Raw genomic sequence first — 21,596 nt, 5'->3', positions numbered from 1 at the left:
AAACTCAGCTATCTCATGTAAAATGTAGAGAGTTGAGTTTTTTTTAAGGCAAATTTGGTATAATGGTTTTATTAAGGAGGAGTTTCTCATGATAAAAATCTTATTGGTTGAGGATGACCTAGGCCTGTCAAATTCAGTATTTGACTTTTTAGACGATTTTGCGGATGTCATGCAGGTATTTGATGGAGAAGAAGGTCTCTACGAAGCTGAGAGTGGCGTCTATGACTTGATTTTGCTCGATTTGATGTTGCCTGAAAAAAATGGCTTCCAAGTCTTGAAAGAATTGCGTGAAAAGGGGATTACGACTCCAGTTCTGATTATGACTGCCAAGGAAAGTTTGGATGACAAGGGACATGGATTTGAATTGGGAGCGGATGATTATCTGACAAAACCTTTCTACCTAGAAGAACTCAAAATGAGAATTCAAGCCCTGCTCAAACGTTCAGGCAAGTTTAATGAAAACACCTTGACTTATGGAAATATTGTGGTTAATTTGTCAACCAATACCGTTAAGGTTGAAGATACTCCTGTCGAATTACTGGGGAAAGAGTTCGATTTACTGGTTTATTTCCTTCAGAATCAAAATGTTATTTTGCCTAAGACTCAGATTTTTGATCGTTTATGGGGATTTGATAGTGACACAACGATTTCGGTTGTCGAAGTTTATGTTTCAAAAGTCCGTAAGAAATTAAAAGGAACCACTTTTGCAGAGAATTTGCAAACCTTGCGCAGTGTTGGGTATATTTTAAAAGATGTTCAGTAAACTAAAAAAAACATGGTATGCGGATGACTTTAGTTATTTTATCCGCAACTTTGGTGTCTTCACTCTGATTTTCTCTACCATGACCTTGATTATTTTACAGGTCATGCACTCGAGTCTCTATACTTCGGTGGACGATACGCTACATGGTTTGAGTAATAATCCTCAAGCAGTTATTCAGCTGGCCGTAAATAGGGCAACAGAAGAGATTAAAGATTTAGAGAATGCCGCTACAGATGCTAGCAAGACGGAGATAAAACCCAATGTCAGTTCTAACACAGAAGTCATTCTCTTTGATAAGAATTTTACCCAACTCCTTTCTGGAAACCGATTTTTGGGCTTGGATAAGATTAAACTGGAGAAAAAAGAATTAGGCCATATCTATCAAATTCAGGTTTTTAATAGCTATGGACAGGAAGAAATCTATCGCATGATTTTGATGGAAACCAATATCAGTTCGGTTTCAACCAATATCAAGTATGCAGCTGTCTTGATTAATACCAGTCAGTTGGAGCAAGCCAGTCAAAAGCATGAGCAATTGATTGTGGTCGTGATGGCAAGTTTCTGGATTTTGTCTTTACTTGCCAGTCTCTATCTAGCTAGGGTCAGTGTTCGGCCCCTGCTTGAGAGCATGCAGAAGCAGCAGTCCTTTGTGGAAAATGCCAGTCATGAGTTACGAACTCCACTTGCTGTTTTGCAAAATCGCTTAGAAACCCTTTTCCGTAAGCCAGAAGCAACCATTATGGATGTGAGCGAAAGCATTGCCTCTAGTTTAGAAGAAGTCCGAAATATGCGGTTTTTGACAACGAACTTGTTGAATTTAGCTCGTAGAGATGATGGGATTAAGCCGGAACTTGCAGAAGTTCCAACCAGTTTTTTCAATACGACTTTCACGAACTATGAGATGATTGCCTCGGAGAACGACCGTGTCTTCCGTTTTGAAAATCGTATCCATCGAACAATTGTTACAGATCAACTTCTTTTGAAACAACTGATGACCATCCTATTTGATAATGCCATCAAATATACTGAAGAGGATGGTGAAATTGATTTTGTGATTTCGGCGACAGATCGCAATCTGTATTTACTTGTTTCTGATAATGGAGTCGGTATTTCCGCAGAAGATAAGAAGAAAATTTTTGACCGTTTTTATCGAGTAGACAAGGCTAGAACCCGTCAAAAAGGTGGTTTTGGTTTAGGGTTATCCCTAGCCAAGCAAATTGTAGATGCGCTAAAAGGAACCATTACTGTTAAAGATAATAAACCAAAGGGAACAATCTTTGAAGTGAAGATTGCCATCCACACATCATCTAAAAAGAAAAAATAAAAATATCGCTCCAGATGGGGCGATATTTTGGATTTATCTTCTAAGTTTTCGTTTGATAATAGATCGTTGAACTTTTAAGACAAGTAAGCTGGATCCGATTGCTGCGGCAAATGCAAGAGAAGTTGATAATTTTAATGCTAAAAAGACAAAACTAAAGATAGCAATACAGATACAAAAAACAGCGATATTAACAAAAAATAGGATTTCCTTGAGATTGGCATCAGATTGCGCTTCAGGTGTATAATCTTGATAGCGAGGAACCTGTTGGCTTAATTCTTCTTGATACTCTACCTCATAGGATTGTAATTTTCTTACGGGCATTATTCTCTCCTTAACAGTACATACCTATTTTATCATTTTTTCAGCAGAGAATTATTACAGAAAGGTTACAATAAGAATAAAGTCCCTTTTCATTTTTAAAGAATGGCTGATTTTCCAGAAATATGGTATAATTTTTCTTATGGAAAAGATTATCATTACAGCAACTGCTGAAAGTATTGAACAAGTTAAACAACTGCTCGAAGCTGGCGTAGACCGTATCTATGTTGGTGAGAAAGATTTTGGTCTTCGTCTGCCAACAACCTTTAGTTATGATCAATTGCGTGAAATCGCTAAGTTGGTTCATGAAGCTGGTAAGGAATTGATTGTTGCAGTCAATGCCCTCATGCACCAAGATATGATGGATCGTATTAAGCCCTTCCTCGATTTCTTGGAAGAAATCAAGACAGACTACATTACGATTGGTGATGCAGGTGTCTTTTACGTGGTCAACCGTGATGGTTATTCCTTTAAGACCATCTACGATGCTTCGACTATGGTAACTAGCAGTCGCCAGATCAACTTCTGGGGACAAAAGGCTGGCGCATCTGAGGCTGTTTTGGCGCGTGAAATTCCATCTGCTGAACTCTTTAAAATGCCAGAGATTTTGGAAATTCCTGCTGAAGTTTTGGTTTACGGTGCTAGTGTCATCCATCATTCTAAACGTCCACTCTTGCAAAACTACTATAACTTTACACATATCGATGACGAAAAGACTCGCAAGCGTGACCTCTTCTTGGCTGAGCCAAGTGACCCAGAGAGCCACTATTCCATTTTTGAAGACACTCATGGTACCCATATCTTTGCCAATAACGACCTTGATTTGATGACCAAATTGACAGAATTGGTGGAGCATGGTTTTACCCATTGGAAACTAGAAGGGCTCTACACTCCTGGTCAGAACTTTGTTGAAATTACAAAACTCTTTATCCAAGCGCGTAGCTTGATTCAAGAGGGCAACTTTAGCCATGACCAAGCTTTCTTGCTGGATGAAGAAGTTCGTAAACTTCACCCTAAAAACCGTTTCCTTGATACAGGATTCTATGACTACGATCCTGATATGGTTAAATAGGACATCAAAACCCGAAATAAAAATGTTCGGGTTTTTCCAGTGTATCCATGAAATAAAAACGAATAGATGTTATAATAAAAGTAGCTCTTTAATGGAGGTGTTTGAGTGGAAAATCTGAAGAAAATGGCAGGTATCAAGGCTGCTGAGTTTGTCAAGGATGGGATGGTTGTCGGACTGGGAACGGGTTCTACTGCCTATTATTTTGTCGAAGAAATCGGTCGTCGTATTAAGGAAGAAGGCTTGAAGATTACAGCTGTAACGACTTCTAGTGTGACTAGTAAACAGGCTGAAGGGCTTAATATCCCACTCAAGTCTATTGACCAAGTAGACTTCGTCGATGTGACAGTCGACGGGGCGGATGAAGTGGATAGTCAGTTTAATGGAATCAAAGGTGGTGGTGGTGCCCTTCTGATGGAGAAGGTTGTCGCAACGCCTTCAAAAGAATACTTTTGGGTGGTGGATGAAAGCAAGCTAGTTGAGAAACTAGGTGCTTTTAAATTGCCAGTAGAAGTGGTTCAGTATGGCGCAGAACAGGTCTTTCGTCGTTTTGAACGAGCTGGCTACAAACCAAGTTTCCGTGAAAAAGACGGCCAACGTTTTGTGACCGATATGCAGAATTTTATCATTGATCTTGCCTTGGATGTCATTGAAGATCCAATTGCTTTCGGACAAGAATTGGACCATATCGTTGGTGTTGTAGAGCACGGATTATTCAACCAAATGGTGGATAAGGTGATCGTAGCTGGACGAAATGGGGTTCAGATTTTAACTTCAAGCAAAGCAAAATAATAAGGAGACACATTATGTCAAAATTTAATCGTATTCACTTGGTGGTACTAGATTCTGTAGGAATCGGTGCTGCACCAGATGCTAACAACTTTGTCAATGCAGGAGTTCCAGACGGAGCTTCTGACACACTGGGACACATTTCAAAAGCAGTTGGTTTGAATGTCCCAAACATGGCTAAAATTGGTCTTGGAAATATTCCTCGAGAAACTCCTCTTAAGACTGTTCCAGCTGAAAGCAATCCAACAGGATATGCAACAAAATTGGAAGAAGTATCTCTTGGTAAGGATACCATGACTGGACACTGGGAAATCATGGGCCTTAACATTACAGAACCTTTCGATACTTTCTGGAATGGATTCCCAGAAGAAATCTTGACAAAAATCGAAGAATTCTCAGGACGCAAGGTTATTCGTGAAGCCAACAAACCTTACTCAGGAACGGCTGTTATCGATGACTTTGGACCACGTCAGATGGAAACTGGGGAGTTGATTATCTATACTTCAGCCGACCCTGTTTTGCAAATTGCTGCCCACGAAGATATTATTCCTTTGGACGAATTGTACCGTATCTGTGAATACGCTCGTTCAATTACACTTGAACGTCCTGCCCTTTTAGGACGTATCATTGCCCGTCCATATGTTGGTGAGCCAGGAAACTTCACTCGTACAGCAAATCGTCGTGACTTGGCAGTTTCACCATTTGCTCCAACCGTTCTCGATAAACTCAATGAAGCAGGTATCGATACTTACGCTGTTGGTAAAATCAATGATATCTTTAACGGTGCGGGTATCAACCATGATATGGGCCACAACAAGTCAAACAGCCACGGAATTGATACATTATTGAAGACCATGGGCCTTGCTGAGTTTGAAAAAGGATTCTCCTTCACAAACTTAGTTGACTTTGATGCTCTTTACGGCCACCGTCGTAATGCTCACGGTTACCGTGATTGCTTGCATGAGTTTGATGAACGCTTGCCTGAAATTATCACAGCCATGAGAGAGAACGACCTTCTTTTGATTACTGCGGACCATGGAAATGACCCAACCTATGCAGGAACGGACCATACTCGTGAATATATCCCACTTTTGGCTTACAGTCCTGCCTTTAAAGGAAACGGTTTGATTCCAGTTGGACATTTTGCAGATATCTCAGCTACAGTTGCGGATAATTTTGGTGTTGAAACTGCCATGATTGGGGAAAGTTTCTTAGATAAATTGGTATAAGATGACGCGTTATGCTTTACTGGTTAGAGGCATCAATGTTGGTGGCAAGAATAAGGTCGTCATGGCAGTGCTTCGGCAAGAATTGACAGAGTTTGGGCTTGAAAATGTTGAGACCTACATCAACAGTGGCAATATTTTCTTTACTTCTACAGCTCCCAAAGCCCAATTGGTTGAAAAGTTAGAGGCTTTCTTTACAGTCCATTATCCATTTATTCAGAGCTTTTCTTTGCTGAGTCAGGAAGATTATGAAGAAGAGCTGAATAATCTGCCAGATTGGTGGACCAAAAACCTAGCTCGAAAAGATGTCCTTTTCTACACGGAGAGTTTGGCTGTGGATCAAGTGATCGAGAAAGTGAACAGTTTGGAACTGGAAGATGAAGTGGTTCATTTTGGAAGACTTGGGATTTTCTGGGGGAAATTCTCTGAGGAATCCTACTATGCAACTGCCTATCACAAGTACTTGCTCAAGATGCCTTTCTATCGCAATATTACCATTCGTAATGCTAAAACTTTTGACAAAATCGGTCAAATGCTAAAAAATAATAAAGGAGACACACAATGACATTTTTAGATAAAATCAATGAAACAGCTGCCTTCCTGAAAGACAAGGGAATCCAAGCACCTGAGTTCGGTCTAATCCTTGGATCAGGACTTGGAGAACTTGCAGAAGAAATCGAAAATCCAGTTGTAGTAGACTATGCTGAGATTCCAAACTGGGGCCGTTCAACAGTAGTCGGTCACGCTGGTAAATTGGTATATGGTGAACTTGCAGGTCGCAAGGTCTTGGCTCTTCAAGGGCGTTTCCATTTCTACGAAGGAAATCCTCTGGAAGTGGTGACATTCCCAGTTCGTGTCATGAAAGTTCTTGGATGTGAAGGTGTTATTGTAACCAATGCAGCTGGCGGTATTGGATTTGGTCCTGGTACCTTGATGGCTATCTCAGACCATATCAACATGACAGGTCAAAACCCATTGATGGGTGAAAATTTGGATGATTTTGGTCCACGTTTCCCAGATATGTCTAAAGCCTACACTCCAGAATATCGTGCTACTGCCCATGAAGTAGCTAAGAAACTTGGTATCAAGCTTGATGAAGGTGTCTATATTGGTGTAACAGGTCCGACATATGAAACCCCAGCAGAAATTCGTGCCTATAAGACATTGGGAGCAGATGCAGTTGGTATGTCTACAGTTCCTGAAGTGATTGTTGCAGCCCACTCTGGCTTGAAAGTTCTCGGTATTTCATGTATTACTAACCATGCTGCAGGTTTCCAAGAAGAACTCAACCACGAAGAAGTTGTAGAAGTGACTGAACGTGTTAAAGGAGACTTTAAAGGCTTGCTTAAAGCGATTCTTGCTGAATTGTAATCATGTTAATAGAATTGAGGAGTATTTTTCGAAAAATCCCTTATAATTTTAGATTATTCATAGCAGTAATTCTACAAGGAATAGTTTCGGGTTTATCTGGTATATTTCTCCATTATCTTTTAGAGATAGTAGAGAGTCTAGCTTTTGGTCAGTCAGAACATCATAGTGAATTTTTGACAGATGGAGTTTCCTCCTCACGAATAGGATTAAGTTTAATAATCGTGGGTCTTGGCTCATCCTTGGTCTGGTATTTCTTGCAAAAAAGGTCGAAGATTTATTCCATCAAAGCTCAGATGAAGGATGAGACTTCACAATACAAGCTTCATTTTTTAAGACAGCTATTTCATTCAATTTGGCAGATCATTGCAGTTGGAGGGGGAGCCCCTATTGGCAAAGAAGCTGCTCCACGAGAGATTGGAACTCTATTTGCAGGACCAATTGGAAAAATATGTATACTGTCTATGAAGGATCGCATCTTTCTCCTTGCTTGTGGTGCTGGTGCTGGTTTAGCGGCTGTTTATCAGGTTCCATTAACAAGTGTCTTCTTTGTTTTTGAAACCCTAGGAATTGCTCTATCTATTAAACGATTTGTCTTAGTCGGTTTGACTACCTATGTCTCAACCTATATAGCAGGCTGGGTTATTTCAGATCAGGCTCTCTACCAGATTCCAGCCATCACATGGTCATTAAAGGAAATATGGATTATTCCCTTATTACTTCTTTTCTTAACCCCACTAGCTTGGCTTTTTGGTCGCTTAAGTAAGGCAGCGTCTTCAAACAGAATAAAAGATAAACGAATACTTCTAACATTGCCCTCAGCTTTTCTTTTTCTTATTGGATTAGCAAGTTATTTTCCACATCTACTTGGAAATGGACGTATGATGGCTCAGGAAGTTTTAAATGGTAGCAGTGGTCAAACAGTACTTCTCATGTTTTTCCTAAAAGCAGTGGTCGTTCTTATTATCCTTTGGGTAGGGGCCTATGGTGGAACTCTTACGCCATCTTTTGCCTTGGGGATGGCTGGAGCTGCTCTCTTGGGCATGATTCTAGGTTTGGACAGTCAGTCAACCGTTTTACTTTTGGGATCTGTTTGTTTTTTGTCTGTGACCTTGAGGGCGCCTATTTCTGCAACCGGATTAGTTATAGGTTTCACTGGGCTAGATATAGATTCTCTTCCGTATCTCTTAGTAACTGCTTTCCTAGCTTATGACTTTGCAAAAATGTTAGACCGCTTTCCTTGGGCTAGCATACTGTGTCAGAAGTCAAAGAATAAAGTAATTAGGTAGGAAATGTTCATTTCTTCTAGTTAAGGATTTAACTTAAAAGATTAAAAACTATTGTCAGTTTATCAATAACTGTTTTAAATAAAAATGTAGTAGGCTTATCGGAGTCATGATTGAATACGATTTTTACTATCTATGAAATATAAAAATAAAAAAAGAAAGGTAGAGCTTGTGTTCTGATTTGAACACGAGCGGAAAACTTTTCTAAAAACTCAGAAGAGAAAGGGGAGTTCGGATTTGAATAGAAGCCGCTCTAATCTTCTCAATATCATCAAAATTAAGAAAGAAAGGAATTGAACCCACCCTAAAAGCAGTGGGAAAAAGATAGTTGGTCTAGTGAGCATCGCTCACTGCACCCACCTCCTATTTTCCCTTTGCTTTTTGACGGGTTTGGTATCTTTCTGATTATAAATTTTAGAATAAAGAAAGGATGGGTTAACTGTATTCATTGAACTGAATACGGGCGGAGAACTGTGTAAAAAAGATAAACTGTCTACCATCTGCGATGCGTCGTCAGTTTCCTATTTTTACTTTGTTCTCCGTCGCCCTTTATATCTTAATTATGTCTATCCATATTGCTGCTCAGCAGGGTGAAATTGCTGATAAAATTCTTCTTCCTGGGGATCCTCTTCGTGCTAAGTTTATTGCGGAGAATTTCCTTGAAGATGCTGTTTGTTTTAACGAAGTGCGTAACATGTTTGGTTACACTGGTACTTACAAGGGTCACCGTATATCCGTCATGGGAACTGGGATGGGGATGCCATCGATTTCGATTTATGCGCGTGAGTTGATTGTGGACTACGGAGTGAAGAAATTGATTCGTGTGGGAACTGCAGGTTCTTTGAATGAAGATGTCCACGTTCGTGAATTGGTTTTGGCGCAGGCAGCTGCAACCAACTCTAACATCATCCGCAATGACTGGCCACAGTATGATTTCCCACAAATCGCTAGCTTTGATTTGCTGGACAAGGCCTACCATATCGCCAAAGAACTTGGTATGACAACCCACGTTGGGAACGTTTTGTCGTCAGATGTCTTTTATTCAAACTACTTTGAAAAGAACATCGAGCTTGGTAAATGGGGAGTTAAGGCTGTGGAAATGGAAGCGGCAGCTCTTTACTATCTTGCTGCCCAACACCACGTTGATGCACTTGCTATCATGACCATTTCTGATAGTTTGGTCAACCCAGATGAAGACACGACTGCAGAAGAACGCCAAAATACCTTCACCGATATGATGAAGGTTGGTTTGGAAACCTTGATTGCAGAGTAAAATGTAAAAGAAAATCCTGATTTCAAGTAAAATCAGGATTTTTTCATGGATGCAATTTTTTCTGGATCTGGTGTGACACGGAGGGTCTTTTGCCCGGTGTAGGTGACAAAACCGGGTTTTCCACCAGTTGGTTTGTTGAGTTTCTTGACTTCAATCATATCTACCTGCACCAGATTTGACAAGCGACCTTGAGAGAAGTAGGCGGCCAGCTCTGCTGCGTCTGTCTTGACTTCATCAGATGGGTCAAGATTTCCTGAGATGACAACATGGCTTCCAGGAATATCCTTGGCATGGAACCAAAGTTCCTCCTTGCGTGCCATTTTAAAGGTTAGTTCCTCATTTTGCAGATTGTTTCTACCGACGTAGATGATGGTTTTGCCATCACTCGCCAGATACTGTTCTGGTTTTTTGCGTTTCTGGATTTTCTCCCGTTGTCTTCTGCGGATAAAGCCAGTTTGGATTAATTCTTCACGGATTTCAGCGATTTCTTCCAGCCCAGCTTGGTTGAGGACGGTCTCCACACTTTCCAGATAGAGAATGGTTGTCTTGGTTTCTTCAATCAAATCAGTCAAGTATTTGACAGCTTCTTTTAGTTTCTGGTAACGTTTAAAATAGCGTTGAGCATTTTGATTGGGAGTCAAGGCCTTATCAAGCGCAATGGTGATGGGTTGATTGGTGTAGTAGTTGTCTAGGATAACCTGGTCTTGGTCGTTAGGCACTTGGTGGAGGAAGGTTGTCAGCAATTCTCCTTTTTGACGAAACTCTTCAGCATTGTCTGTCGCCAGTAATTCTTTTTCCTGTTTTTTGAGTTTGTGGCGGTTTTTCTGAAGTTCATTTTCAACACGGCGAATGAGTTCACTGGCTTGCTGTTTGACGCGGTCGCGTTCAGCCTTATCCTTATAGTAGGTGTCCAACAAATCAGAAAGATTGGTAAAAGGTTCTCCCACCTGATTTGCAAAAGGAACTGGGCTGAAGGAAGTCTCAGTCAAGCATGGCTTGGTTTCCTGATTGAAAAAGTTTCGGAAAGTGGCTAGTTTATCACTAACCAGAATCTTTTCCAATTCATTTGCCGTATCGCGTCCCAGACCTTGAAAGAGGCTTTGAAGATTTTTAGCTGTCGTTTCCTGTGTTTGCAGGATTTCAAAGAGTTTCTCGTCCTTGATTGTAAAAGGATTGAGAGCTTCCGTACTTGGTGGAGCGATGTAGGTCGATCCAGGCAGCAAGGTACGGTAGCTATTTTGTGAAAAGCCAACGTGTTTAATGACTTCGAGGATTTTATGACTGCTTTTATCGACCAGTAGAATATTACTGTGTTTCCCCATGATTTCGATAATCAAGGTAGCCTGAATATGGTCTCCAATTTCGTTTTTATTGGAAACTGTCATTTCCACAATACGGTCATTTTCCACTTGCTCAATCGACTCAATCAGGGCACCCTGCAAATATTTTCTCAAAACCATGATAAAGGTAGAAGGTTGGGCTGGATTTTCAAAAGTCGTTTGGGTCAGCTGAATGCGTCCAAAAACTGGATGGGCAGAAAGGAGCAGGCGATGACTTTGGCGATTGCTGCGGATTTGCAAGACCAACTCTTGTTCAAAAGGCTGATTGATTTTTTGAATGCGACCATTCACTAACTCTCTTCGCAATTCCTCAACCATGTGGTGTAAAAAAAATCCATCAAATGACATCGTTCTCTCCTTGTGATTGTATTCCATAGTATTATATCAAAAAGGTAGAATAAAATCATGGAAATGTGGTATAATAAAGCCAAGTAAAGAGAAACGAGAAGCACATGTATATTGAAATGGTAGATGAAACTGGTCAAGTTTCAAAAGAAATGTTGCAACAAACCCAAGAAATTTTGGAATTTGCAGCCCAAAAATTAGGAAAAGAAGACAAGGAAATGGCAGTTACCTTTGTGACCAACGAGCGTAGTCATGAACTCAATCTAGAGTACCGTGACACCGACCGTCCGACAGATGTCATCAGCCTCGAGTATAGACCAGAGTTAGAAATTGCCTTTGACGAAGAAGATTTACTTGAAAATCCAGAATTGGTAGAGATGATGTCTGAGTTTGATGCCTATATTGGGGAACTTTTCATCTCTATCGATAAGGCACATGAGCAGGCCGAGGAATATGGCCACAGCTTTGAGCGTGAGATGGGCTTCTTGGCAGTACACGGCTTTTTACATATCAACGGCTATGATCACTACACTCCGGAAGAAGAAGCGGAGATGTTCGGTTTACAAGAAGAAATTTTGACAGCCTATGGACTCACAAGACAATAAACGAAAATGGAAAAATCGTGACCTGATATCCAGTTTAGAATTTGCCCTCACAGGAATTTTTACTGCCATCAAGGAAGAACGCAATATGCGAAAACATGCAGTGACGGCTCTTGTAGTCATTCTTGCAGGTTTTGTTTTTCATGTGTCACGAATCGAATGGCTCTTTCTCCTATTGAGCATTTTCTTGGTAGTAGCCTTTGAAATTATCAATTCTGCTATTGAAAATGTGGTGGATTTGGCCAGTCACTATCACTTTTCCATGCTGGCTAAAAATGCCAAGGATATGGCGGCTGGCGCGGTATTAGTGGTCTCTCTTTTTGCAGCCTTAACAGGCGCATTGATTTTTCTCCCACGAATCTGGGATTTATTATTTTAAACAGTAAGAGGAAATTATGACTTTTAAATCAGGCTTTGTAGCCATTTTAGGACGTCCCAACGTTGGGAAGTCAACCTTTTTAAATCACGTCATGGGGCAAAAGATTGCCATCATGAGTGACAAGGCGCAGACAACGCGCAACAAAATCATGGGAATTTACACGACTGATAAGGAACAAATCGTCTTTATCGACACACCAGGGATTCACAAGCCTAAAACGGCCCTTGGAGATTTCATGGTTGAGTCTGCCTACAGTACCCTTCGCGAAGTGGATACCGTTCTTTTCATGGTGCCTGCTGATGAAGCGCGTGGTAAAGGGGACGATATGATTATCGAGCGTCTCAAGGCTGCTAATGTACCAGTGATTTTGGTGGTGAACAAGATCGATAAGGTTCACCCAGATCAGCTTTTGTCTCAGATTGATGATTTCCGTAATCAGATGGACTTCAAGGAAATTGTTCCTATCTCAGCCCTTCAGGGAAATAATATCTCACGTTTAGTGGATATTTTGAGTGAAAATCTGGACGAAGGTTTCCAATATTTCCCGTCTGATCAAATCACAGACCATCCAGAACGATTCTTGGTTTCAGAAATGGTTCGCGAGAAAGTCTTGCACCTAACTCGTGAAGAGATTCCGCATTCTGTTGCAGTAGTAGTTGATTCTATGAAACGAGACGAAGAGACAGACAAGGTTCATATCCGTGCAACCATCATGGTCGAGCGCGATAGCCAAAAAGGGATTATCATCGGTAAAGGTGGCGCTATGCTTAAGAAAATCGGTAGTATGGCCCGTCGTGATATCGAACTCATGCTAGGAGACAAGGTTTTCCTAGAAACATGGGTCAAGGTCAAGAAAAACTGGCGCGATAAAAAGCTAGATTTGGCTGACTTTGGCTATAATGAAAAAGAATACTAAGTAGAGGTGGGCTCATGCCTGCTTCTTGTTTTTACAGAAGGAGGACTTATGCCTGAATTACCTGAGGTTGAAACCGTTCGACGTGGTTTGGAAAAATTGATTTTGGGAAAGAAGATTTCGAGTGTAGAAATTCGCTATCCCAAGATGATTAAGACAGATTTGGACGAGTTTCAAAAGGAAGTACCTGGTCAAGTTGTTGAGTCAATGGGACGTCGTGGCAAATATTTACTTTTCTACCTGACAGACAAGGTCTTGATTTCTCATCTGCGGATGGAGGGCAAGTATTTTTATTATCCGTACCAGGTTCCCGAACGCAAGCATGCCCATGTTTTCTTCCAGTTTGAAGATGGTGGCACGCTTGTTTATGAGGATGTTCGCAAGTTTGGTACTATGGAACTCTTGGCGCCTGACCTTTTGGAAGCCTACTTTCTTTCTAAAAAACTAGGACCTGAACCAAGCGAACAAGACTTTGATGTGCAGGTCTTTCAAGTAGCTTTAGATAAGTCTAAAAAGCCTATCAAATCCCATCTTTTAGACCAGACCTTGGTAGCTGGACTTGGCAATATCTATGTGGATGAGGTTCTCTGGCGAGCTCAGGTTCATCCAGCTAGACCTTCCCAGAATTTGACAGCAGACGAAGCGACAGCCATTCATGACCAGACCATTGCTGTTTTGGGCCAGGCTGTTGACAAAGGTGGTTCCACCATTCGGACCTATACCAATGCCTTTGGGGAAGATGGAACCATGCAGGATTTTCATCAGGTCTATGACAAGGCTGGTCAAGAATGTGTACGCTGTGGTACCATCATTGAGAAAATCCAACTAGGCGGACGAGGCACCCATTTTTGTCCTCAGTGCCAAAGGAGGGGCTGATGGGAAAAATCATTGGAATCACTGGGGGAATTGCTTCGGGTAAATCAACTGTGACAAATTTTCTAAGAAAGAAAGGCTTTCAAGTAGTGGATGCCGACTCTCTTGTTCACCAACTACAGAAACCTGGTGGTCGTCTGTTTGAGGCTCTAGTTCAGCACTTTGGGCAAGAAATCATCCTTGAAAATGGAGAACTCAATCGGCCTCTCCTAGCTAGTCTCATCTTTTCAAATCCTGAAGAACGAGTATGGTCTAAGCAAATCCAAGGAGAGATTATCCGTGAGGAACTAGCTACGTTGAGAGACCAGTTGGCTCAGACAGAAGAGATTTTTTTTATGGATATACCCCTGCTTTTTGAGCAGAACTACGTCTCTTGGTTTGATGAGACTTGGCTGGTCTATGTGGATCGAGATATCCAAGTAGAACGTTTAATGAAAAGGGACCAGTTATCCAAAGATGAAGCTGAGTTTCGTCTGGCAGCCCAGTGGCCTTTAGAGAAAAAGAAAGGTTTGGCTAGCCATGTTTTAAACAACAATGGAAATCAGGACCAGCTTCTTACTCAGGTCTTCTCCCTGCTTGAGGGAGGTAGTGAAGATGACAGAGATTAACTGGAAGGATAATCTGCGCATTGCCTGGTTTGGTAATTTTCTGACAGGAGCCAGTATTTCCTTAGTTGTGCCTTTTATGCCCATCTTTGTGGAAAATTTAGGTGTAGGGAGTGATCAAGTTGCTTTTTATGCAGGCTTAGCTATTTCTGTCTCTGCTATTTCGGCGGCGCTCTTTTCTCCTATATGGGGGATTCTTGCTGACAAATATGGTCGAAAACCCATGATGATTCGGGCTGGTCTGGCCATGACTATCACTATGGGAGGTTTGGCCTTTGTCCCAAATATATATTGGTTAATCTTTCTTCGTTTATTAAACGGTGTATTTGCGGGATTTGTTCCCAATGCAACGGCCTTGATAGCCAGTCAGGTTCCAAAGGAGAAATTAGGAACTGCCTTAGGTACTTTGTCTACTGGCGTAGTTGCAGGTACTCTAACTGGTCCCTTTATTGGTGGCTTTATCGCGGAATTATTTGGCATTCGTACGGTTTTCTTATTGGTTGGTAGTTTTCTATTTTTAGCTGCTATTTTGACTATTTTATTTATTAAGGAAGATTTTCAACCAGTAGCCAAGGAAAAGGTCATCCCAACAAAGGAATTGTTTACATCAGTTAAATATCCCTATCTTTTGGTCAATCTCTTTCTGACCAGTTTTGTCATTCAATTTTCAGCCCAATCAATTGGCCCTATTTTGGCTCTTTATGTACGCGACTTAGGCCAGACAGAGAATCTTCTTTTTATATCTGGTTTGATTGTATCCAGTATGGGCTTTTCCAGCATGATGAGTGCAGGAGTCATGGGCAAGTTAGGTGACAAGGTGGGCAATCATCGTCTCTTGGTTGTAGCCCAGTTTTATTCAGTTATCATCTATCTCCTCTGTGCCAATGCTTCTAGTCCCCTTCAACTAGGACTCTATCGTTTCCTCTTTGGCTTGGGGACCGGTGCCTTGATTCCTGGAGTTAATGCCCTTCTCAGCAAGATGACTCCCAAAGCCGGTATTTCAAGGGTCTTTGCCTTCAATCAGGTATTCTTTTATCTGGGAGGTGTCGTTGGTCCCATGGCAGGTTCTGCAGTAGCAGGTCAATTTGGCTACCATGCAGTCTTTTATGCGACAAGCCTTTGTGTTGCCTTTAGTTGTCTCTTTAACCTTCTTCAATTTCGAACATTATTAAAAGTAAAGGAAATCTAGTGCGAGTAAAAATTAATCTCAAATGTTCCTCTTGTGGCAGTATCAATTACCTAACCAGTAAAAATTCAAAAACCCATCCAGACAAGATTGAGGTTTTAAAGTATTGTCCCAAGGAAAGAAAAGTAACCCTACATCTTGAATCTAAGTAGATTTTATGGTAAAATAATAGGGATTTTAAGGAGTTTGATATGTATAACCTATTATTAACCATTTTATTAGTATTATCTGTTGTGATTGTAATTGCTATTTTCATGCAACCAACTAAAAACCAATCCAGCAATGTATTTGATGCCAGCTCAGGTGATTTGTTTGAACGCAGTAAAGCACGCGGTTTTGAAGCTGTAATGCAGCGTTTGACAGGGATTTTAGTCTTTTTCTGGCTAGCCATTGCCTTAGCATTGACGGTATTATCAAGTAGATAAGAAAATAATGGGCAGGACTAGGTCTTTGCCTCTTTTTATTTTTAAAAGATATTTGAGAAGGTTTTACAGTAAAAGAAAATAAAAAATCTAGAAAGAAAATATGAAAGATAGAATAAAAGAATATTTACAAGACAAGGGAAAGGTGACTGTCAATGACTTGGCTCAGGCTTTAGGAAAAGACGGATCCAAGGATTTTCGTGAGTTGATTAAAACCTTGTCCCTAATGGAAAGGAAGCACCAGATTCGCTTTGAAGAAGATGGAACTTTGACTTTGGAAGTCAAGAAAAAACACGAGATTACTCTCAAGGGGATTTTTCATGCCCATAAAAATGGCTTTGGCTTTGTTAGTCTGGAAGGCGAGGAGGACGACCTTTTTGTAGGAAAAAACGATGTCAACTATGCTATTGATGGTGATACCGTTGAGGTCGTCATCAAGAAAGTCGCTGACCGCAATAAGGGAACAGCTGCCGAAGCCAAAATTATTGATATCTTAGAACACAGTTTGACAACCGTTGTCGGTCAAATCGTTCTAGATCAAGAAAAACCTAAGTATGCGGGTTACATCCGTTCTAAAAATCAGAAAATCAGCCAACCGATTTATGTCAAGAAACCAGCTCTAAAACTAGAAGGAACAGAAGTTATCAAGGTCTTTATCGACAAATATCCAAGTAAGAAACATGATTTCTTTGTCGCGAGTGTCCTCGATGTGGTGGGGCACTCGACGGATGTCGGAATTGATGTTCTTGAGGTTTTGGAGTCTATGGACATTGTCTCAGAATTTCCAGAGGCTGTTGTCAAGGAAGCAGAAAGTGTGTCTGATGCTCCGTCTCAAAAGGATATGGAAGGTCGTATGGATTTGAGAGATGAGATTACCTTTACCATTGATGGTGCTGACGCCAAGGATTTGGACGATGCGGTGCATATCAAGGCCTTGAAAAATGGAAATCTGGAGCTTGGTGTTCACATCGCAGATGTTTCCTACTATGTGACCGAGGGTTCGGCCCTTGACAAGGAAGCCCTTAACCGCGCTACTTCTGTCTATGTGACAGACCGAGTGGTGCCAATGCTTCCAGAACGACTGTCAAATGGCATCTGTTCTCTCAATCCTCAAGTTGACCGCCTGACCCAGTCTGCCATTATGGAGATTGATAAACATGGTCGTGTAGTCAACTACACCATCACACAAACGGTTATCAATACTAGCTTCAGGATGACCTATAGTGATGTCAATGATATCCTAGCTGGAGACAAGGAAAAGAGACAAGAATATAAGAAAATTGTTCCAAGTATCGAACTCATGGCCAAGCTTCATGAAACTTTAGAAAACATGCGTGTGAAACGTGGTGCCCTCAATTTTGATACCAATGAAGCTAAGATTTTAGTGGATAAACAAGGTAAGCCTGTTGATATCGTTCTTCGTCAGCGTGGTGTTGCCGAGCGCATGATTGAATCCTTTATGCTGATGGCCAATGAAACAGTTGCCGAGCATTTCAGCAAGCTGGATTTGCCTTTCATCTATCGAATTCACGAGGATCCAAAGGCTGAAAAGGTTCAGAAGTTTATTGATTATGCTTCGAGTTTTGGCTTGAGCATTTATGGAACTGCCAGTGAGATTAGCCAGGAGACCCTTCAAGACATCATGCGTACTGTTGAGGGAGAACCTTATGCAGATGTATTGTCCATGATGCTTCTTCGCTCTATGCAGCAGGCTCGCTATTCGGAGCACAATCACGGCCACTATGGATTAGCGGCTGACTATTATACTCACTTTACTAGTCCGATTCGTCGTTATCCAGACCTCCTTGTTCATCGTATGATTCGTGATTACGGCCGTTCTAAGGAAATAGCAGAGCATTTTGAGAAAGTGATTCCAGAGATTGCGACCCAGTCTTCCAACCGTGAGCGTCGTGCCATTGAGGCTGAGCGTGAAGTCGAAGCCATGAAAAAGGCTGAGTATATGGAAGAATACGTGGGTGAAGAGTACGATGCGGTTGTGTCTAGCATCGTTAAATTCGGTCTCTTTGTTGAATTGCCGAATACAGTTGAGGGCTTGATTCACATCACTAATCTACCTGAATTTTATCATTTCAATGAGCGGGATTTGACTCTTCGTGGGGAGAAATCAGGAACAACCTTCCGTGTAGGTCAGCAAATCCGTATCCGAGTTGAAAGAGCCGACAAGATGACGGGTGAAATTGACTTCTCTTACATCCCAAGTGAGTTTGATGTGATTGAAAAAGGCTTGAAACAGTCTAGTCGCAGTGACAGAGGGCGTGGTTCAAGTCATCGTTCAGATAAGAAGGAAGATAAGAGAAAATCAGGACGCTCAAATGATAAGCGCAAGCATTCACAAAAAGACAAGAAGAAAAAAGGAAAGAAACCTTTTTATAAGGAAGTAGCTAAGAAAGGAGCCAAACATGGCAAAGGGCGAGGGAAAGGTCGTCGCACAAAATAAAAAGGCGCGCCACGACTATACAATCGTAGATACGCTAGAGGCAGGAATGGTTCTGACTGGAACTGAAATCAAGAGTGTACGAGCAGCTCGAATCAATCTCAAGGATGGCTTTGCCCAAGTAAAAAATGGAGAAGTCTGGTTGAGCAATGTCCATATCGCTCCTTACGAAGAGGGCAATATCTGGAACCAAGAACCAGAACGTCGTCGTAAACTCCTGCTCCATAAGAAACAAATCCAAAAATTAGAACAGGAGACTAAAGGAACAGGAATGACACTGGTTCCCCTTAAAGTCTACATCAAAGATGGTTATGCTAAGCTCCTTTTAGGTTTAGCTAAAGGGAAGCATGACTATGATAAACGGGAGTCTATCAAACGATGTGAGCAAAATCGTGACATCGCGCGTGTGATGAAAGCTGTTAATCAGCGATAAAAAGAGGAAATGAAAATGGAGAAACTAGTTGCCTATAAACGCATGCCTTTGTGGACTAAAGAGACCATGCCAGAGGCTGTTCAGCAAAAGCACAATACCAAGGTTGGGACTTGGGGGAAAATTACTGTCTTGAAGGGAGCTCTCAAGTTTATTGAATTGACAGAGGATGGGGAGGCTCTAGCTGAACACCTATTTGAAGCAGGGGCTGACAATCCCATGGCACAACCACAAGCCTGGCACCGAGTGGAGGCTGTAACAGACGATGTGGAATGGTATTTGGAATTTTATTGTAAACCTGAGGATTATTTCCCTAAGAAATACAATACCAATCCTGTTCATTCAGAGGTCCTAGAGGCTATGCAGACAGTAAAACCAGGGAAGGCCTTGGATTTGGGCTGTGGTCAAGGCCGTAATGCACTCTTTCTATCCCAGCAAGATTTTGATGTGACAGCTGTAGATCAAAATGAACTGGTCCTTGAAATCTTACAAAGTATTGTGGAGCAGGAGGACCTATACATGCCTGTTGGTCTCTACGATATCAATTCAGCCAGCATTGGTCAAGAGTATGATTTCATCGTCTCGACAGTGGTTTTGATGTTTCTTCAAGCAGACCGAATTCCTGCAATTATCAAAAACATGCAGGAGAAAACCACTGTTGGTGGCTACAATCTTATCGTTTGTGCCATGGATACGGAGGATTATCCTTGCTCAGTGAACTTCCCTTTTACTTTTAAAGAAGGGGAACTGGCAGACTATTACAAAGACTGGGAATTGGTTAAGTACAATGAAAATCCAGGCCATTTGCACCGTCGTGATGAGAATGGCAATCGCATTCAACTACGCTTTGCGACCATGCTAGCCAAGAAAATCAAATAAACATGAATGAAGATTAGGGAATTTCCTGATCTTTTTTCTTTTTTACGAATAGATAAGATAGAAGAATTGACATAAATACGCATTATAAGTATAATTTTAGCTAGAAAGGTGACAATGAATGCCAATCATAGGTAAGGAAATGGTAAAATTAGCTCTTGCAAATGGATGGATTGAAGTTCGTAAGAGAGGAAGTCATCATCATTTTAAGAAAGAAGGGTTTCCCTATCTTGTCACTATTCCAGTTCACGGTAATGGGGATTTAGGAAAAGGTTTAGAGAGAAAAATATTAAAAGATTTGGGATTGTAGTTGATTTGAAAATTGTGGAGGTGTACTATGCTAAAATCTTATCCTGCTATTTTTCATAAAGAAGGTACTGGATACTGGATTGAATTTCCGGAGTTTGGAGGCGGGACTGAAGGAGCAACGATTGAACTTGCAATGAAAAATGCTCGGGAAATGCTTGAGAGTGTTTTAGCATCTTATATTGATGAAGGACTGGCTTTGCCTACTCCTAGTGACATTGCTGAGTTGAAAGCTCCTGATGGATTTGTGACTTTGATTCAGGTCAATCCCTTGCCTTTCGTAAAGAATAATAAAGCGATTCGAAAAAATGTTACGGTTCCAGAGTGGCTAGTCAGACTTGCAGATCGTGAGAAAGTGAACTATTCTGAAGTGTTGACACAAGCTCTTGAAAGCCGCTTGCAACTCTAAAATTATAGAGTGATGTAGATTAGGAAATTTCCTGATCTTTTTTCTTTTTTACGAATAATATAGAAAAGGAGGGAATCATGTTTGTTGCGAGAGATGCTAGGGGAGAATTGGTAAATGTGTTAGAGGATAAACTTGAGAAGCAAGCATACACCTGCCCAGCTTGTGGAGGTCAGCTCCGTTTGCGTCAAGGACCAAGTGTCCGGACCCATTTTGCCCACAAAACCTTAAAAGACTGTGATTTTTCCTCTGAAAATGAAAGTCCAGAACACCTGGCAAATAAAGAATCACTTTATCACTGGTTGAAAAAAGATACAGAAGTGCAATTAGAATACCCTCTTCCAGAGCTTAAACAGATTGCGGATGTATTTGTAAATGGCAATCTAGCTTTAGAAGTTCAGTGTAGTCCCTTGCCACAGAAACTTCTTAAAGAGCGTAGCGAGGGCTATCGTAGTCAGGGTTACCAAGTACTGTGGTTACTGGGAGAAAAACTTTGGCTCAAGGAGCGTTTGACTCGTCTGCAACAAGGTTTTCTCTATTTTAGTCAAAACATGGGATTTTATGTTTGGGAATTGGACAAGGAAAAACAGCTTTTAAGACTCAAATACCTGATTCACCAAGATCTCCGAGGCAGACTCTATTATCAAATCAAGGAATTTCCCTATGGACAAGATAGTCTACTGGAGATATTACGTCTTCCTTATAAGAAACAAAAAATATCTCATTTTACAGTTTCTGAGGATAAGAACATCTGTCGCTATATCCGACAACAACTCTATTATCAAAATCCTATTTGGATGAAAGAACAAGCAGAAGCCTATCAAAAGGGAGAAAATCTCCTGACTTATGGGCTAAAAGAATGGTATCCACAAATTCGACCGCTAGTAGGTGAGTTTTGCCAAATTGAGAAGGATTTAAGCAGCTATTATCAGTATTTTCAAACCTATTACCAAGAAAATCCTCAAAATGATTGGCAAAAGCTTTATCCACCAGCCTTTTATCAGCAATATTTCTTGAAAAATATGGTAGAATAGAAAAGATG

25 protein-coding genes are annotated in these 21,596 nt (G+C 41.1%); 23 read left to right on the top strand and 2 right to left on the bottom strand.

Features of this window, described 5'->3' with window-relative positions; translation table 11 throughout:
- Positions 1-88: 88 nt before the first annotated feature.
- Together ciaR and ciaH are read left to right on the top strand one after the other, a co-directional pair.
- Positions 89-763, top strand: a complete 675-nt coding sequence (gene ciaR / locus D8849_RS01190) for a two-component system response regulator CiaR (protein ID WP_000590639.1) — start codon at positions 89-91, stop codon at positions 761-763.
- Positions 753-2,087 carry a two-component system sensor histidine kinase CiaH gene (gene ciaH, locus D8849_RS01185; RefSeq protein ID WP_125385939.1) on the top strand — a complete coding sequence of 445 codons (1,335 nt, stop codon included), beginning with the start codon at positions 753-755 and terminating at the stop codon, positions 2,085-2,087. The genes ciaR and ciaH overlap by 11 nt, the downstream gene beginning before the upstream one ends.
- A 33-nt stretch (positions 2,088-2,120) precedes the next feature.
- On the opposite strand, the gene D8849_RS01180 is transcribed toward ciaH, so the two are convergent.
- Entirely contained in the window at positions 2,121-2,408 is a 288-nt protein-coding gene (locus D8849_RS01180; protein ID WP_125385938.1) for a DUF3270 domain-containing protein, read from the bottom strand.
- A gap of 139 nt (positions 2,409-2,547) precedes the next feature.
- Here D8849_RS01180 and D8849_RS01175 point away from each other — a divergent pair, with 139 nt between their 5' ends.
- The 7 genes from D8849_RS01175 to deoD all read left to right on the top strand — a co-directional run bounded on the left by D8849_RS01175 (position 2,548) and on the right by deoD (position 9,416).
- Positions 2,548-3,477, top strand: coding sequence for a peptidase U32 family protein (locus D8849_RS01175; protein ID WP_125385937.1), 930 nt, complete (start codon positions 2,548-2,550; stop codon positions 3,475-3,477).
- A 105-nt stretch (positions 3,478-3,582) separates the two neighbouring features.
- Positions 3,583-4,266, top strand: a complete 684-nt coding sequence (gene rpiA / locus D8849_RS01170; protein WP_125385936.1) for a ribose-5-phosphate isomerase RpiA — start codon at positions 3,583-3,585, stop codon at positions 4,264-4,266.
- Between the two features lie 14 nt (positions 4,267-4,280).
- Entirely contained in the window at positions 4,281-5,492 is a 1,212-nt protein-coding gene (locus D8849_RS01165) for a phosphopentomutase (protein ID WP_125385935.1), read from the top strand.
- A gap of 1 nt (position 5,493) precedes the next feature.
- A complete protein-coding gene (locus D8849_RS01160) occupies positions 5,494-6,054 on the top strand; it encodes a DUF1697 domain-containing protein (RefSeq protein WP_125385934.1) in 561 nt (186 codons plus the stop codon).
- Positions 6,051-6,860, top strand: a complete 810-nt coding sequence (locus D8849_RS01155; RefSeq protein WP_125385933.1) for a purine-nucleoside phosphorylase — start codon at positions 6,051-6,053, stop codon at positions 6,858-6,860. The genes D8849_RS01160 and D8849_RS01155 overlap by 4 nt, the downstream gene beginning before the upstream one ends.
- Positions 6,861-6,862: 2 nt before the next feature.
- On the top strand, positions 6,863-8,146 hold the full coding sequence (locus D8849_RS01150; protein WP_125385932.1) for a chloride channel protein: 1,284 nt from the start codon (positions 6,863-6,865) through the stop codon (positions 8,144-8,146).
- Between the two features lie 559 nt (positions 8,147-8,705).
- Complete coding sequence (gene deoD, locus D8849_RS01145; protein ID WP_125385931.1) at positions 8,706-9,416, top strand: purine-nucleoside phosphorylase; 711 nt, start codon at positions 8,706-8,708, stop codon at positions 9,414-9,416.
- Positions 9,417-9,448: 32 nt separating this feature from the next.
- Here the strand turns inward: deoD and pavA are convergent, their stop codons facing one another.
- Positions 9,449-11,104: an Rqc2 family fibronectin-binding protein PavA gene (gene pavA / locus D8849_RS01140; protein ID WP_125385930.1), complete on the bottom strand. Its 1,656-nt coding sequence runs from the start codon at positions 11,102-11,104 to the stop codon at positions 9,449-9,451.
- 104 nt (positions 11,105-11,208) lie between these two features.
- Here pavA and ybeY point away from each other — a divergent pair, with 104 nt between their 5' ends.
- The 14 genes from ybeY (at position 11,209) to D8849_RS01070 (ending at position 21,588) form a co-directional block, all read left to right on the top strand.
- Positions 11,209-11,706: an rRNA maturation RNase YbeY gene (gene ybeY / locus D8849_RS01135; protein WP_125385929.1), complete on the top strand. Its 498-nt coding sequence runs from the start codon at positions 11,209-11,211 to the stop codon at positions 11,704-11,706.
- On the top strand, positions 11,687-12,082 hold the full coding sequence (locus tag D8849_RS01130; protein ID WP_070842985.1) for a diacylglycerol kinase family protein: 396 nt from the start codon (positions 11,687-11,689) through the stop codon (positions 12,080-12,082). The genes ybeY and D8849_RS01130 overlap by 20 nt, the downstream gene beginning before the upstream one ends.
- Positions 12,083-12,098: 16 nt before the next feature.
- Positions 12,099-12,998, top strand: coding sequence for a GTPase Era (era, locus tag D8849_RS01125; protein WP_049510565.1), 900 nt, complete (start codon positions 12,099-12,101; stop codon positions 12,996-12,998).
- 48 nt (positions 12,999-13,046) lie between these two features.
- Positions 13,047-13,871: a DNA-formamidopyrimidine glycosylase gene (gene mutM, locus D8849_RS01120; RefSeq protein ID WP_125385928.1), complete on the top strand. Its 825-nt coding sequence runs from the start codon at positions 13,047-13,049 to the stop codon at positions 13,869-13,871.
- Positions 13,871-14,476 (top strand): dephospho-CoA kinase, encoded by a 606-nt coding sequence (gene coaE, locus D8849_RS01115; RefSeq protein WP_125385927.1) that lies wholly within the window; start codon positions 13,871-13,873, stop codon positions 14,474-14,476. Before mutM ends, coaE begins: the two co-directional genes overlap by 1 nt.
- On the top strand, positions 14,463-15,662 hold the full coding sequence (locus D8849_RS01110; RefSeq protein WP_125385926.1) for a multidrug efflux MFS transporter PmrA: 1,200 nt from the start codon (positions 14,463-14,465) through the stop codon (positions 15,660-15,662). Before coaE ends, D8849_RS01110 begins: the two co-directional genes overlap by 14 nt.
- Positions 15,662-15,811, top strand: a complete 150-nt coding sequence (gene rpmG, locus D8849_RS01105; RefSeq protein WP_001809104.1) for a 50S ribosomal protein L33 — start codon at positions 15,662-15,664, stop codon at positions 15,809-15,811. The genes D8849_RS01110 and rpmG overlap by 1 nt, the downstream gene beginning before the upstream one ends.
- Positions 15,812-15,850: 39 nt before the next feature.
- Entirely contained in the window at positions 15,851-16,084 is a 234-nt protein-coding gene (secG, locus tag D8849_RS01100; RefSeq protein ID WP_000282517.1) for a preprotein translocase subunit SecG, read from the top strand.
- A 100-nt stretch (positions 16,085-16,184) separates the two neighbouring features.
- Positions 16,185-18,539, top strand: a complete 2,355-nt coding sequence (gene rnr / locus D8849_RS01095; RefSeq protein WP_125385925.1) for a ribonuclease R — start codon at positions 16,185-16,187, stop codon at positions 18,537-18,539.
- Positions 18,502-18,969 (top strand): SsrA-binding protein SmpB, encoded by a 468-nt coding sequence (gene smpB, locus D8849_RS01090; protein WP_125385924.1) that lies wholly within the window; start codon positions 18,502-18,504, stop codon positions 18,967-18,969. The genes rnr and smpB overlap by 38 nt, the downstream gene beginning before the upstream one ends.
- Positions 18,970-18,984: 15 nt before the next feature.
- A complete protein-coding gene (gene tehB, locus D8849_RS01085) occupies positions 18,985-19,845 on the top strand; it encodes an SAM-dependent methyltransferase TehB (protein ID WP_125385923.1) in 861 nt (286 codons plus the stop codon).
- A gap of 118 nt (positions 19,846-19,963) precedes the next feature.
- Positions 19,964-20,152, top strand: coding sequence for a type II toxin-antitoxin system HicA family toxin (locus D8849_RS01080; RefSeq protein WP_125385922.1), 189 nt, complete (start codon positions 19,964-19,966; stop codon positions 20,150-20,152).
- 27 nt (positions 20,153-20,179) lie between these two features.
- Positions 20,180-20,557, top strand: coding sequence for a type II toxin-antitoxin system HicB family antitoxin (locus D8849_RS01075; protein WP_050252888.1), 378 nt, complete (start codon positions 20,180-20,182; stop codon positions 20,555-20,557).
- Between the two features lie 77 nt (positions 20,558-20,634).
- Complete coding sequence (locus D8849_RS01070) at positions 20,635-21,588, top strand: competence protein CoiA (protein WP_125385921.1); 954 nt, start codon at positions 20,635-20,637, stop codon at positions 21,586-21,588.
- Positions 21,589-21,596 lie beyond the last annotated feature (8 nt).

The organism is Streptococcus mitis (assembly GCF_003942765.1).
GTDB classification, from domain to species: Bacteria; Bacillota; Bacilli; order Lactobacillales; family Streptococcaceae; genus Streptococcus; species Streptococcus mitis_BE.
The sequence above is the reverse complement of the archived record's forward strand: the minus strand, read 5'-3'. Positions and strand labels throughout refer to the sequence as shown.